This window comes from Effusibacillus sp. SKA8, from assembly GCF_058273125.1.
Window position 1 is genome coordinate 25826 of the sequence record NZ_JBZCSF010000021.1, and the last position, 14695, is coordinate 40520.

Sequence of the window (14695 nt, forward strand, 5' to 3'; positions counted from 1 at the left end):
TTCTCACGATCTGATAGGAATAAAAAGTTCACACTATCACTTCCGAAGCACGGACGGCGATGTCATCACGATACCACACCACGAGTCGGTTAAGGCGGTTTATATTAAGGATGTGCTCAAACGGATCGGGAGGTAGTCTTTTCCATCTTAAAGGGGATAGAAGCGAAATGCAAAGAGATCTTACTTACTACATGAACTTGCCTTGGACGATCATAATCAAAAAGCTACACGATGAGAGTGGGGAATATTTTTACGCCCATATTCTGGAATTGGGTGGATGCCAAAGCCATGGCGACACTCCGGATGAAACCTATCAAAATCTGCGTGAAGCTCTGGAAGGATATTTGGAAGTGAAATTGGAAAATGGGGATCCGGTCCCGGAGCCGGTTGGTGAGGAGGAATTTAGTGGAAAATTTGTGGTAAGAATTCCGAAAAGCCTGCACCGGCAGCTTTCTGTTGAAGCGGGGTTGGAAGGGGTATCGTTGAATCAATATGTTTTGTATAAATTGAGCCGTGGATCTCGCCTGTCGGTTTAGTGTTTTATTCACAAACGGCAGGTCACCCTGACTCGGCAAGACGTTCAAGGGTGACCTGCTTTCGCTTGTTTTGAGGTGCACTGGCCCCCCTGTAACGGCCATCCGCCGGGAAGGGGACGTAACTTTGTAACTCCCGTGTAACGACCGCACGGTAGAATTTAGACAAATCTGTCAATAAATTTTCAGAAATCGAATTGAGAAGGGGGCGCTTGCCATGCATCACAAGAGATGGAGCAGAATCGGCCTCGCAACGCTTCTGTCCGCGACGATGCTAACGGTTTCCGCTTGCGGCGGTTCCGCCGGAACGGGCGGAAACGACGCGAAAAAGCCGATCAAAATCGGGGTGGTCACCTCGAAAACCGGACCGCTGGAAACGTACGGAAAACAGGAGCTGAACGGGCTCAAGCTGGGGATCAAATACGCGACCGGCGGCACCAACGAAGTGCTTGGCCGCAAGATCGAGATTCTGGAAGAAGACGACCAGGGCAAGGCGGAAGAAGGCAAAAACAAAGCCCGCAAACTGCTTGAGGAAGACAAAGTCGACATTTTGCAGGGCACCGCGAGTTCCACCGTGGCGCTTGCCATTACCGATCTGGCAAAAGAGAACAAACGGATTTTTATGATCGATCCGGCGACGGCCGACGATCTTACTGGCAAGAATTTCCACAAATACGTCTTCCGCACCGGCCGCAATGTGGCGCAGGATTGGGCGACGGGGGCAAAGTATTCGGTCGACAACATCGGAAAAACGATCTATCATCTCGCGCCTGACAACGCATTTGGAAAATCCAGCGCGGCAGCCGCCCGAGCCGCGGTTGAAAAAGCGGGCGGACAAATCGTGGGGGAAGACTTTGCGCCGCCGACCACGCAGGATTTCACTCCGTTTTTGCAGCGGGCGCTGCAATCCAACGCCAAGGTGTTGTACATTACGTGGGCGGGGGCCACACCGCTTTTCAAGCAACTTAACGAACTGAAAGTCTACGAAAAAATGGCGGTGTTTACCGGCATCCCCGACATTGCCGGCATCAAGACGATGGGAGACGGAGCCGCCGGCATGCAGGGATTCACGACCTACTATCACTCGCTTCCGAAAACCAAAGAAAATGATTGGCTGTTGGAAAATCACAAGAAAGAGTACGGCTCCGTTCCCGATCTGTTCACCGCGGGCGGCTTCACGGCAGGCATCGCCATCGTCGAAGGAATCAAAAAAGCCGGGTCGACGGATGCCGACCAGCTGGCTGCCGCCCTTGAAGGCCTGACGTTCAGGGGAGCGAAAGGGGATTACACGTTCCGCAAAGAAGACCACCAGGCGCTGCAGCCGATGTATATCGTCAAACTGGAGAAAAAAGAGGGCGTTGATCATCTGGTTCCGACAATCATCAAGGAATTGAAACCGGAAGAAACGGCGCCGCCGATTACGGTTGCCAAATAATCGCCAAATACTCGACAGGATGCCCTGCCGGCAGCAGGGCATCTTTTGCAAAGGAGGGTGGCTTTCGTGTCAGACCGGTTATTGGAAGCGAAAGGCTTGACCATTCAATTCGGCGGCCATGTCGCTGTCGACGACGTATCGTTTCGCTTGCGGCCCGGTGAGTTCAAATCGATCATCGGGCCCAACGGGGCGGGCAAAACCACATTTTTCAATCTGCTTGCCGGGCAGTTAAAACCGACCGGCGGGGCAGTTTTCTTTAAAGGAACAGACATAACGGACCTGTCCGTGCATGAGCGTACCCGGTTGGGCATCGGGCGCTCGTTCCAAATTACCAACGTGTTTCCGGACTTGACCGTCCTGGAGAATGTCCGGCTTGCGGTGCAGGCGAAAAGCGGGGTTGGCTTCCGGCTGTTTTCCCACTCCAAAAAGTTTCGGCAGTTTGAGGAAACGGCGCATCAACTCCTGGAAAAAGTGCATCTCGGCCCGAAAGCGGCCCAGTTGGCGAAGCATCTGCCGCACGGGGACAAGCGAAAACTGGAGATCGCGATTCTTCTGGCACTGGAACCGGAATTGCTGCTGCTTGACGAGCCGACGGCAGGCATGTCGTTGGAAGAAGTGCCCACGATTATCGAACTGATTCGTTCCTTGAAAGAATCCGGCCGTCACACGATTCTTTTGATCGAGCACAAAATCGACATGGTGTTGGACTTGTCCGACTCGTTGGCCGTGTTGTTCAACGGCAGACTTCTCGCAGACGGCACGCCCGCCGAAATTATGGGTGATGAGCGGGTGCAGTCTGCGTATCTGGGAGGACTCTATGAAGACGCTGTTAAAAGTTGAAAACCTGCAAACCTTTATCGGCCAATACCATATTTTGCAGGGCGTCGACCTGGAAGTGAAGGAATCCCGGGTGACGGTGATTCTCGGCCGCAACGGAGCCGGCAAGACGACGACCCTGAAGACGATTATGGGCATCACGCCCGCACGAAGCGGGAAAATCGTTTTTCAGGGCGAAGAGATCCAACGGTTTGCGCCGCATCTGGTGGCATTGAAAGGGATCGGGTACGTGCCGGAAGACCAGGGCGTATTTTCCGATTTGACCGTGGAGGAAAACTTGAAACTGGCGATTCGCCGCCATGACGACGCCACCAGAGAACGCCTGGAAGTGGTGCTGCGGTTGTTTCCCGATTTGAAAACCGCCTGGAAGCGCAAAGGCGGCAACCTGAGCGGCGGACAAAAACAGATGCTGTCGATCGCGCGGGCGTTTGTCAACGACAATCGGCTGCTCCTGATCGACGAGCCGAGCAAGGGGCTGGCCCCGATCGTGGTGGAGCGGGTGATGGAAGCGATTGTCGAATTGAAAAAACATGCGACGATCGTTTTGGTGGAGCAAAATTTTCTGATGGCGAGCGGCGTCGGCGACGACGTGTTTATTCTGGACGACGGCCATACCGTCTACAGCGGTGCGATGGCCGATGTGAAACAGGATGAGGCGCTGAAGAAAAAATACCTCGGAATCGGAGCTTGATTCGAAAGGAGAGACGCGATTGTGTCGCTTACAGTCAACCTGTTTTTAAACGGCGTTTCTCTCGGGATGCTGATTTTCCTGATCGCGGCGGGGCTGTCCTTGATCTTCGGATTGATGGGGGTTTTGAACTTCGCGCACGGCGCGATTTTTATCTGGGGCGCGTATGCCGGCTGGACCGTCTACGGTTTGACGGGAAGTTTTGCATTGGGGCTGTTGGCCGGCGCGGTGACGGGATGGGCGCTCGGCTGGCTGCTGGAGCGGTTTTTTGTCCGTCCGTTTTACGGCGACCACATTGCGCAAATTCTCTTGACACTGGGACTGATGATCGTTTTGACGGAATTGCTGAAAGTCGTCTGGGGACCGAATCTGCAAAACTTTGACAAACCGGGCGTTCTGCAGGGTGCGGTGACGATTCTTACCGATGCGTTTCCGGTTTACAAGCTGTTTGTGATCGGGATCGGAGTTTTGGTCGTCGCGGCGGTTCACCTGCTGCTGACGCGAACCAAATATGGGATGGTGATCCGCGCCGGGGTGCAGGACCCGGTCATGGTGCAGGCACTGGGGATCAACGTGAGACGGGTGTTCTCGCTGGTCTTCGCGTTTGGAGCCGCTTTGGCCGCGTTTGGCGGCGTGATGTTCGGGCCGTCGTTCGGATCGCTGTTCCCGGAACTCGGGATGCAGAATCAACTGCTTGCTTTTATTGTGGTGGTGATTGGCGGAATCGGGAACTTTGCGGGGGCTTTTGCCGGCAGTTTGCTGGTCGGGCTCAGCCAAACGTTTATGGGGTACTACTGGCCGGAAGCGGCGCTGGCGGTCAATGTGGCTCTGATGGCGATCGTGCTGATGGTCAAACCGGAAGGCCTGTTCGGAGTGCGGAGGTGATGGGAATGATCAACCGGTTCTTTGCCGAAAAAAGCGTGTTGGCTGTGTGTCTGGCGCTGTTGGCGCTGCTGCCCTTTGTCAGTTCCCGGACCTTTCTGGCAACCATGATCCAGATCTTCATTGTCGCGGTCTACGCGATGAGCTACGATTTGCTGCTCGGGTACACGGGGATTGTGTCGTTTGGGCATGCGCTGTTTTTTGGAACAGGAGCATATTCGGTGGCGATTCTCAGCGCAAAGACGGAGAACCCGAACATGATTTTTTGGGGGATTCTGGCGGGGGTCTGCATCACCGTGGTCCTGTCGGTTCTGATCGGAATCCTGTCCCTGCGCGTCAGGGATGTCTATTTTTCAATGATTACGCTTGCGTTCGCCGAACTGTTTTTTATCGTTGCGGAGAAGTGGAACAAGATGACGGGTGGCAACGACGGAATGAGCTTTTCCGTACCGGATTTCCTGCGGGACCGTACCGTGCTTTATTATGCGGCGCTGTTGTTTCTTGTCGCGATGTACCTGTTTTTGCGGCGGGTGGTCGATTCCCCGCTGGGACGCACGCTGCAGGCGATCCGGGAGAACGAAAACCGTGCGGAATCGCTTGGGTACAACGTGCTTCGATTTAAGGTGGCATCGCTTGTCATTTCAGGGATGGTCGCCGCTTTGGCAGGTGCGATGCACGGGATCTTCCAGCGGTTTGTGAACACTTCGGTGCTCGGGCTGGACAAAACGGTCGAGGCGCTTCTGGCGACGATCATCGGCGGAACGGGTACGCTGGTCGGCTCGGTGTTGGGGGCGGGCGTGCTCCGGTTCGCTCAGGATTGGCTCACATCCTTGTCGAAGGTGCACCCGATTTTCGAACGGTGGATGATCATCTTCGGGGCCGTGTACATCGTGATTGTGATGTTTTTTCCAAAAGGGATTGTCGGGACGCTGCGCGACAAAGGTTTTGCCAAGAGGCAAGCGGTTTCGGAAAACGCGGGAGATGACAAAAGTGAGTTATCCATGAAGAACTGCGGGGGAGTCTAAGATGGAGGGCAGGTCAATTCTGGATCGGTTGATTGACATGGGATCGATTATCCAGGAATTGGTGCCGGAAGAGTGTGCGATTGCCGTTTGCGATCTGCAGCAATTGTTGGCTTATTTCCCGGGGCCGCAGATGAACCACGGCGTGAAAGTCGGCAATCCTTTGCTGCCGGATTCCGGGATGGGACAGGCAATTTTTTCGGAAAAGCGAATTGTAACCAAGGTGGGGCCTGAGCTGTTCGGATTTCCGTATGTGGTGGTAGCGGTGCCGGTCAGGGATCAAACCGGGAGCGTGATTGGCGGAATTTCCCTCTCGATGTCCCTGGAACGGGAAGACAAGCTGCTTGGGATTGCCAGAAAATTGCAGGATACCATGCTGGTGGTGAATCAAACTTCCGCCAGCCTGTCTGCGGGATCGGCTGAGCTTGCCGCCATCGGGAAAAACTGGGGAAGCGTTGTCGCGAAAATGACCGGTATTACCGAAGAAATGGAACAAATTACCAAAACGGTCAACAATATAGCAAAAGAAACGAATATCCTTGCCCTGAACAGCGGAATAGAAGCGGCCCGACACGGCGAAAAGGGCCGGGTGTTCGGTGTCGTGGCCGCGGAGATGCGCAAACTCGCCCTGCGGGTCAGCGAGTCCGCCAACCGGATCGCAGGCGATTTGCAGACGATCGGCAAAACTTACGGGGAGTTTCAGGAACAAATTGCGGATCTCGAACAGGTTGCCACCAAGATTGCGTCCGCCGCGGACGGGCTGATTGGACAGGTCGGTGAAATGGATGAGATTACCCGGCAGATGCTGAATCTCGGAATCCATTAAAAGAGTCCGTCAAAAAGATCACGCTCCAGAAAGGAGAATGGGTATGAGGAGATGGTGCAACCGGCTGAACATTCGTTTGGCTGCGATTCTGGTTTCACTGACGATGATCGCGAACATGTTGCTTTGTCCGGCGCCGCCAGCCAGCGCGGCATCCCCCACGCTCAGTTCCACGGCAAGCGATCCGTTTCCGTGGGAGCGGGTGGAACTTTGGGCGGACACCGCGTCACAGATGATCAACGGGCAGGAACCTGTTGTCAAGGTCGCCCTGCCGGAAAACAACAAGGTGCGAAATTGGTTCCCCGCTGATATTTTCGTTAAGGACGGAACCAGTACCGCTTCCAACGACTACAATTTCGGCGATTACGGGCACCTGAAAAGCAACAGGTTTTTCCTGCTGGGATACGGACCGGGTTGGAATAATGCCACAAAACCTTACCCGGTATTGCTGGTACACGGAGCTTCGGATGATATGAACCGGGCATGGGCCCACCCGTGGGACAAACAGACTCCCGCTACCATTGCCAATCCCGGTCTCATGCAATACCTGGCGAACAAGGGATATGCCGTATTTGCCATTTCGTTTCCGCATGTTCACGGCAACAACCTGATCCAGGGAGAACTGATCGCCGGCGCGATTGACGTGATCAAGTCCCGCACCGGGGCGAGCCAGGTGGATGTGGTGGCTCACAGCAAGGGGAACATGGCGGTGGCGGCTTATTTGAGTTCGTTGAATCAGGAATGGTCCGATACCACCTGGATGACCGACTATCGGGGCGACGTTCGGAAATACGTGGCTGTAGCGGCTCCTTTTAAAGGGCTGGACACCATGTTCCGCTACTATACCGCGAACACCACGGTCATCAGCAATAATTCGGACAGCCCGGTGGCTTTCTGGGAAGCTTATATCTATTACGCTTACCGGTATTACAAACGCTGGGACATGACAAGCACATACAGCGGAAATTTCTATCAGGGGCAGACGCAGCTTTTGCATAACTGGGTGGATGATCCGGATCATCCGATCAGCTTTAACGCCGAAAGCTGGACATCCGACGCCAATGAAACCATGCTGGACCTTTATTACGGCGGCCAGAGCCTCTATGTCACGTCGGAGGGCATCGACAGAGCGATCAGGGATCCTTCCGGCACTAACGGCACAAGCAATTTTGTCGCCAAACTGAATGCGAAAGGACTCGATCCGAACGTCAAGCTTTACGTCCTGTACGGCACAAACCAGGTCTGGGACCACACTTGGTGGGGATATCCGATTGGGGAAAAGGCTGACGCCAGTGACGGACTGCTCTTTGTCGCTAGCGCGACCTACACCCAAGGGATTACCAGGCGGGGGGCGCCGCTTATGGCTAAAACGGGGATGAACCATAACCATCTGGATATTGCCCGGAAGAATGATGCGATGGCCTGGATCGAGCAGCAGTTAGCCAACTGATTAAGTTAAATTGGGAGGAGCTCGTGATGCCGCACATGAAAGTGAATGGGGTCAATCTGTATTATGAGCAAGCGGGCCGTGGAGAGACGGTGTTGGTGCTCGTGCATGGAAATGTCGCTTCCGCCCGCTGGTGGGATTTGGTTTGGGAGAAACTGGCCGGGAATTATACGGTGGTGCGGATGGATCTGCGGGGTTGCGGTCGCAGCGAACAGCCGGGATACGGACACGAGATCTCTCAGTACAGCGCCGATGTAAGAGCGCTAGTGAATGCATTGGGGCTGAACAGCGTGATTGTGGTGGGACACTCGATGGGCGGCGCCATTGCGATGGACATGGCGGTGACGGAACCGCAACTCGTAAAGGGAATGGTGCTTGTAAATCCGGCACCGGCGGAAGGGATTGTGACACCTGAGGAACGCAAGCCCTTGATTGAAAAGATGATTTGCGACCGGAACCTGATGAAAATGGCGCTTGCCGCCGTCGTGCCGACTGCCGCACAGGGAGAGTTTTTCGAATCCTTGGTGGATGACGCGATGGTTGCCGGACCGACGATCATCCCCAACTATACATCCCTTGGCGAAGCGGACTACCGCGAGAGATTGGCTGACGTGGACATCCCGGCGCTGATCGTCTTCGGCGCGCAGGACAGCTTGCTCACGCTTGACATGATGGAGCGGACCCGGGACGCCATTTTGGACAGCGAACTGGTTTTGTACGAGGGGATCGGCCATTCGCCGAACGTCGAGGCGCCGCAGCGCTTGGTGCAGGATATTGAGAGGTTTGTGAAGAAAAGGATATCGTAACCGATTTTTTGCTGGAGTTCGCATTTTTTCGCGGTAACGGGAATAGGCTGTACGGTCGAATCATAAATAAAAGTTCCGGGAGGAGTCGGAAAATGAAGGAGGTTTATCTGGTTTCGGCAGTACGTTCGGCCATCGGTTCGTTTGGCGGTTCCTTCAGGGAGATGATGCCGGGGGAACTGGCGGTTCCGGTGTTGCGGGAAGCGGTTGCGCGGGCGGGAATTCAGGCCGGGCAGATCGATGAGGTGATACTCGGCAACTGCATCCAGCGGACGGACGAGCCGAATGTGGCCCGTACCGCCGCTTTGAAAGCGGGTTTTCCGATTACGGTCACCGGTTATACGATCCAGCGGCAGTGTGCGTCGGGTCTGCAGGCAATTCTCAGCGGCATGCAGCAGATCCAAACGGACAATGCGGAGATCGTTGTGGCCGGCGGCGTCGAGGTGATGAGCTCAAGCCCGTATGTGCTGAAGCAATACCGTTGGGGCGAACGACTCCAGCACGGGCAGGTGACCGACACGGTATGGGAAATACTGGAAGACCCCGTTCATAAGATTATGATGGGAGAAACGGCGGAACGGGTGGCGGACAAATACGGAATTGCCCGGGAAGAGCAGGATTCCCTGGCATATGAAAGCCACCGCAAGGCATTGGCCGCCCAGGAGTCCGGCCGCTTTGACCGTGAAATCGTAACGGTCACCGTTAAGGCGGGGCGGAAAACGGAGGAGGTGTCAAAAGACGAACACCCGCGTGCGGATATTTCACTCGAGGGGCTTGCGGCATTGAAGCCGATTTTTCGGAAAGACGGCACGGTCACGGCGGGGAATGCGTCGGGAATCAATGACGGAGCGGCTGCCGTGGTGTTGATGTCAGGCGAAAAAGTGCGGGAATTGGGTGTAAAACCGATGGCACGCCTGATTGCGGGCGCGGTTGCCGGTGTGGAACCGGATTTGATGGGATACGGACCCGTGCCCGCCGTACGAAAACTGCTTGCGAAGACGGGTATGCGGCAAGACGAGATCGACATCTGGGAAATTAACGAGGCGTTTGCCGCCCAATATCTGGCCGTCGAAAAACTGCTCGAATTGGACCGCGCAAAAGTCAATCCGAACGGTTCGGGAATCTCGTTGGGACACCCGATCGGCTGTACCGGAGCCCGAATCACGGCCACGCTGGTGCATGAACTGCACCACCGCAATCTGCGGTATGGCGTGTCCACCCTTTGCGTCGGCGGGGGAATCGGCGTCGCCCTGCTGGTGGAACGCGCATAAACGACATCGCGCGTAAGGCTGTGCCAGACCGTTATAGAAACCCGGGAGTGCTTCTTCCGGGTTTCTGTTTTTGTAACTGAATTGTAACGGATGAAAGTTAATATAATACTGATTTTTCAGTTAATAGAATTCAAGATAAGGGGGAAAAAGAATGAATTTCAGGAGTTTCAAAAGTTTGAAGGCGTTTGGTTCTGTCATTCTGGCGGTCATTCTGTTTCTATCTCTGCTTCCTGTAACGCATGCGGCGGGTTCCTTTACGACCCAAACTTATAACAACCGGACCTACAAGATTTATGTGCCGGGCGGTTATCAGGCGGGTACAAGAGTGCCGCTTGTGGTCATGCTGCACGGTTGTACGCAGGACCCGGATCAATTTGCGACCGGGACGCAGATGAACGCGATTGCCGAAACGAACAACTTTATCGTCATCTATCCGGAACAACCCTCTTCCGCTCATCCGAACAAGTGTTGGCACTGGTTTGATCCCGCCCACCAGTCACGCGGAAGTGGAGAGCCTGCTTTGATCGCGGGCATGGTCAATCAGGTGAAAAGCCAATATTCGATCGACGACAACCGGGTGTTTGTGGCTGGTTTGTCGGCTGGAGCTGCGATGAGCGTAATTATGGGAGCGACATATCCGGATGTATTTGCGGCGATCGGAGTTGGTTCCGGGTTGGAATATAAAGCGGCAACCAATGAAACGAGTGCGTGGACGGCCATGTCAAACGGCGGACCGGATCCGGTTCAACAGGGGAACGCGGCTTATACGGCGATGGGAAATTACAAAAGAGTCGTTCCGACAATCGTTTTCCATGGTACTTCTGATTATACTGTGTACCCGGTCAACGGACACCAGGTCATTTCACAGTGGGCGCAAACCAATGACCTGGCTTCTGATGGAACGGATAACAACAATATCGACGATACCGCCGATCAAACGGTTACCGGTCAGGTTCCGAACGGTAGAAGCTACACCCGATACGTTTACAAAGACAATGCCGGTGCGATCGTGATGGAAAAATATATGGTGGACGGTATGGGGCATGCCTGGTCCGGTGGTAGCAGCGCGGGTTCATACACCGATCCGCAGGGTCCGAATGCCAGCCAGATTATGTGGGATTTCTTCAATAGCCATCCTAAAAACGGCGGTGGTGGCGGAATGGACACCACACCACCCGTAACAACGGCTTCTCCGGCTGGCGGCACTTACAGCAGTTCGGTGAATGTACAACTTTCCGTCAATGAACCGGCAATAACGTACTATACGACAGACGGCAGCACTCCCACCACCAGTTCCACACAGTATACCGGACCCATTTCGATCAGCGGCAACACCACGTTAAAATTTTTCAGTGTGGATACTGCGGGCAACCAGGAAACGGTCAAAACCGAGACTTACACAATCGGCACCGGCGGTTCCTATACGTTCTCTTCCATTGCGGCGGAAGACGGTTTTGTGGGAGCTCTTTCCGCCGACGGGTTGAGCGCCACGGTGCATAAAACAGGAGACAAAGGCATGTATAATACGGATACCTATCGCACCATTCTCTCCTTTGATACTAGTTCGATCCCTGACGCTGCGACGATTCAAAGCGCCAAGCTGCGCATCTATCGAAAATCCCTGTCCGGTTCGGTTAGTGGAGTCTCCGTAGACATTAAACAAGGGTATTTCGGAACGAGCGCTTCCCTGGAACAAGGCGATTACAACGCTGCCGCATCCGCTTCCAATATCGGCACCCTCAGTGTCCCGATAACGAATAACGCCTATACGGAGCTTACTCTCCCGGCAAATGCGTTGAATTATATTAACAAGACGGGCAAGACCCAATTCCGTTTGAAGGCTTCCACGCCGGCGGATTTTGCGTCGGACGTTTTGGAGATTTACGGTGGGGAGGACACGAACTATCTTCCGCAACTGCTGATTACAACAAACTGACAGTTTACGGGAAACACCGATTTATCGAATGGTTAACATGAACTGGTTCCAGCTCTCTTTTGCTGGAATTGGTGGTGGGTGAGGCTGGCAGCATCCCGCTGGGATTTGATCCTTACTCGGGAACTGTGATTGCAGCCTCTGCCAATCTTGCGCTGGTGCCGGCTTGGTTCACCAGTTTCCCTTGCTTGACGCATATCTCTGCGCGGCGGTTGGGATCGGGTTGCGCTGGCCGCCGGCGCTTATTTTTTTCCTGTACCGCGGCCGGAGGTGGTGCCGACGTTTTTAATACCCATCCTACGGATGATCTTTCTGCTATAATATGGGTATTGGGAGGGATGATTAGAAATGGAAGAAATGTTGAAACAAATACTCGATAAACTGGGCCGTTTAGACCGTATAGAAAGCCAGATGAAAAACATGGAAAGCCAGATGGGAAGCATTGAAAATCAGATGAAAAACATGGAAAGCCAGATGAGAAGCATGGAAAGCCAGATGAGAAGCATGGAAAGCCAGATGAAAAGCCGGTTCGACACGTTGGAGACGGAACTGGGCTTTATCAAGCAGGATGTTCGCAAACTACAAGATGATATGGAGTCTGTAAAAGGAGATATTTCTACAATCCATAAGCGTTTGGACTTCCAGCTTGCGAAAGTTGCTCGCCACGAAGAGCAAATTCACATGCTCAAACATAAGCAGTAAACAAAAGGGGCTAGGTACCGACTCCCGTAGGTGGCTGGCCCGGAGGGATTACACATGCAGATTAAAGTTGGCGCCCGTACCGTTGACCTGAAACTCCGAACCGATCCCAACCTGGAAGAGACAAATCTATAATCCGGAAAAACAGCGAAAAAGAAAGGCCAAGGTACAAGAAGTTCGGGTCAAAAACAAAGCCAAACCAACTCGAGGGTGAGTTCCAGCAGATTCAGAAAAGGCGTACTTGTTGCGAATATGCCTTTGCAGAAGCGCGGGATGGATCGCGCACGGAGTAGCGGGCTGAACTGCATGCAGGAGCAGGCGCTGCTGACCGCAATCGTTCAAAATCCGAAAAGGTCATGCCGTTTAAGAAAAAACAACCTCAAACCGTATTTTGGCATGCCGAAATCCCGGAATCGGTGACTGGGGGAGAAACGCAAACCTCTGTGATTTCCAGGTTATTTTCGGTTATTTTTCCGTTCATAAGGCCATTTCACATCGTAAATCGGCATTTTTCACCGGACTTCTAAATTTGGTTTTCAGAAAATCCATCGAACGACAGAGAGAAATCGCTATGTGAAAGATTTCACCCCTTAAAATTTATTAAAAAACTGTCTTGACATTGTGTGCCACTATAAAATGAAGGTGTCTCTGATTCGCGTCAATGGAGAACAGCAGCTCGTTCGGAACGAAATTCAGGGGTATGCCAACGAAGCATTCCGGGCGATTGGGACACAGGCACCACCTCGAGTGCTGAAAGAGGGCTGGCAGTCAGAAATGTAGTGGTAGGTTGTCCGCAGAATGCCCACAACCTCAAGAGCGGTGGGCATTCTTGTAGGGCATCGTGTCAAACTTGAGTTTAAGAAAAGCAGATATCTCCATCTCATTCTTGTTTTGTGTGTGGGAGTCATTAGTTTCCATGAGATTACCTCATATTCCTTTTGTTTTTATTTTATTATAGACCCCCATGCCGCTACGGCGGAATGGGGGTCTATAAAGCCTTAGTTTGGTTAAATTAAACTAAGGTTTGAAAAAGATAAGATTATAACCTCACACTTTATTTAATTCCTTTAATATAGATTCATTTCTGTGCCTTAAAATGTGCTCATGTTTTCTTTAAAAACCCGCCAACGATAATTCATTGAACTCGTATAATATTTTTGAACGATAAAGTTTTCTTGTGGTAGTTCAATATAATATGTATCGTTTCCGATATATTTAACAGATCGGGCATATTTGATTTGGCTGATTTCGTTTATTAATTGATGATCTCTAGTAATTTGATCACAGGTCAAAATTTTAAAAGGATTAAATTCGGCTATAGTTAAAGAAATTATAACGGATACCAAGATAATTAATGCTTTTGAAAATGTCTTGTCCATATTCCTCATCCTACCTCAATAAATAGTAATTTGCCCACAATACTCTAGTCTTCACGTATACTATTTTTAGTCTCTTCTAGGAACGTATTCGAGCATTATTAAAAAATCGTCAAAAAATCCAGCAAAAAATCGATGTTTGTCCCTATAAACAACATCCCCATTGTTCTTAAGCAATACCCCGCTCGCGGTCTATACAACAGCAATCTGGGTTCCTTCGGATTGTCTTCAATCTTGTTTCTGAGTTTTTGAATGTATTTTCGCACCCGTTCCGAATCGGTGTATTCATCCCAAACCTTCCGTACTATTTCGAAGGTGGGAATCACTTTACCGCGATGCATTGCCAAAAATAAAAGTAATTCAAATTCTTTGCCCGGCAAATGTTTCTCCTCTCCTTTCACAATTACTTGATGCCCATCAATGTCAAATATCTTGCCTTGACAAAGTTGAAGCTGTCCTGCTTCGATAACTGAGTCATCCGATTTATTGAATCGGGAATTCGCAAGCAAATCCGATTCGCGTATGATAACCCCTATTACTTTACCGGAATCAAGCAGATCTTCCAGACCAATCATTTGAACAAACTCGATTTTTTTCTCACGAATGATTTGACATAAAATATCCAATTGTTCGGGACGTTCATACGTAATCACGAATTTCAACAAAATCCACCCCAGTTGATCATTTTTAAGGGAACCGGATGTGGTTGTCTGTCGAATGTTTTCCCTTTCAAACTTTATGTTATATGATCGGCAGCATCATGTAAATATGTCCCAATCTTCCTTACATTTGTAAATTGTTGTTCCAACGCATGCCGTAGATCCGGACGATTTCGGCATCCATCAAATGACAGAACGCACGGAATTCGGGTATAATTTTCATTATTGCCGTTCTTTTTCAAGAAAGGAGAGGTGAACGTGTATCTGACCCTGTTTGAAAACGATCA

At 51.9% G+C, this 14695-nt stretch carries 14 protein-coding genes; 12 read left to right on the forward strand and 2 right to left on the reverse strand.

The features are described 5' to 3' along the window. Positions 1-167 precede the first annotated feature (167 nt). The 12 genes from AC4ED1_RS14080 to AC4ED1_RS14135 all read left to right on the forward strand — a co-directional run bounded on the left by AC4ED1_RS14080 (position 168) and on the right by AC4ED1_RS14135 (position 12376). Positions 168-536, forward strand: coding sequence for a type II toxin-antitoxin system HicB family antitoxin (locus tag AC4ED1_RS14080; RefSeq protein ID WP_490939678.1), 369 nt, complete (start codon positions 168-170; stop codon positions 534-536). A gap of 214 nt (positions 537-750) precedes the next feature. Next, positions 751-1968 carry a substrate-binding domain-containing protein gene (locus AC4ED1_RS14085; protein ID WP_490939680.1) on the forward strand — a complete coding sequence of 406 codons (1218 nt, stop codon included), beginning with the start codon at positions 751-753 and terminating at the stop codon, positions 1966-1968. Between the two features lie 66 nt (positions 1969-2034). Beyond that, complete coding sequence (locus AC4ED1_RS14090; protein WP_490939682.1) at positions 2035-2808, forward strand: ABC transporter ATP-binding protein; 774 nt, start codon at positions 2035-2037, stop codon at positions 2806-2808. Then, on the forward strand, positions 2786-3496 hold the full coding sequence (locus tag AC4ED1_RS14095) for an ABC transporter ATP-binding protein (protein WP_490939684.1): 711 nt from the start codon (positions 2786-2788) through the stop codon (positions 3494-3496). The genes AC4ED1_RS14090 and AC4ED1_RS14095 overlap by 23 nt, the downstream gene beginning before the upstream one ends. A gap of 21 nt (positions 3497-3517) precedes the next feature. Then, positions 3518-4378, forward strand: coding sequence for a branched-chain amino acid ABC transporter permease (locus tag AC4ED1_RS14100; RefSeq protein WP_490939686.1), 861 nt, complete (start codon positions 3518-3520; stop codon positions 4376-4378). Between the two features lie 5 nt (positions 4379-4383). Then, positions 4384-5400 carry a branched-chain amino acid ABC transporter permease gene (locus tag AC4ED1_RS14105; protein ID WP_490939688.1) on the forward strand — a complete coding sequence of 339 codons (1017 nt, stop codon included), beginning with the start codon at positions 4384-4386 and terminating at the stop codon, positions 5398-5400. 1 nt (position 5401) lies between these two features. Then, positions 5402-6223, forward strand: coding sequence for a methyl-accepting chemotaxis protein (locus AC4ED1_RS14110; protein ID WP_490939690.1), 822 nt, complete (start codon positions 5402-5404; stop codon positions 6221-6223). Between the two features lie 43 nt (positions 6224-6266). After that, on the forward strand, positions 6267-7670 hold the full coding sequence (locus AC4ED1_RS14115; RefSeq protein ID WP_490939692.1) for an esterase/lipase family protein: 1404 nt from the start codon (positions 6267-6269) through the stop codon (positions 7668-7670). 26 nt (positions 7671-7696) lie between these two features. Continuing rightward, positions 7697-8473 carry an alpha/beta fold hydrolase gene (locus AC4ED1_RS14120; protein WP_490939694.1) on the forward strand — a complete coding sequence of 259 codons (777 nt, stop codon included), beginning with the start codon at positions 7697-7699 and terminating at the stop codon, positions 8471-8473. A gap of 92 nt (positions 8474-8565) precedes the next feature. Beyond that, entirely contained in the window at positions 8566-9741 is a 1176-nt protein-coding gene (locus AC4ED1_RS14125) for a thiolase family protein (RefSeq protein ID WP_490939696.1), read from the forward strand. A 151-nt stretch (positions 9742-9892) separates the two neighbouring features. Then, the gene (locus AC4ED1_RS14130) at positions 9893-11677 is read left to right on the forward strand and encodes an extracellular catalytic domain type 1 short-chain-length polyhydroxyalkanoate depolymerase (RefSeq protein ID WP_490939698.1); all 1785 of its coding nucleotides are present in this window, start codon (positions 9893-9895) and stop codon (positions 11675-11677) included. Positions 11678-12022: 345 nt separating this feature from the next. Further along, the gene (locus tag AC4ED1_RS14135) at positions 12023-12376 is read left to right on the forward strand and encodes a hypothetical protein (protein ID WP_490939700.1); all 354 of its coding nucleotides are present in this window, start codon (positions 12023-12025) and stop codon (positions 12374-12376) included. Between the two features lie 1088 nt (positions 12377-13464). Here the strand turns inward: AC4ED1_RS14135 and AC4ED1_RS14140 are convergent. Both AC4ED1_RS14140 and AC4ED1_RS14145 read right to left on the reverse strand, forming a co-directional pair. After that, positions 13465-13752 carry a hypothetical protein gene (locus AC4ED1_RS14140; RefSeq protein WP_490939702.1) on the reverse strand — a complete coding sequence of 96 codons (288 nt, stop codon included), beginning with the start codon at positions 13750-13752 and terminating at the stop codon, positions 13465-13467. A gap of 98 nt (positions 13753-13850) precedes the next feature. Then, positions 13851-14402: a winged helix-turn-helix domain-containing protein gene (locus tag AC4ED1_RS14145; RefSeq protein ID WP_490939706.1), complete on the reverse strand. Its 552-nt coding sequence runs from the start codon at positions 14400-14402 to the stop codon at positions 13851-13853. Between the last annotated feature and the right edge of the window lie 293 nt (positions 14403-14695).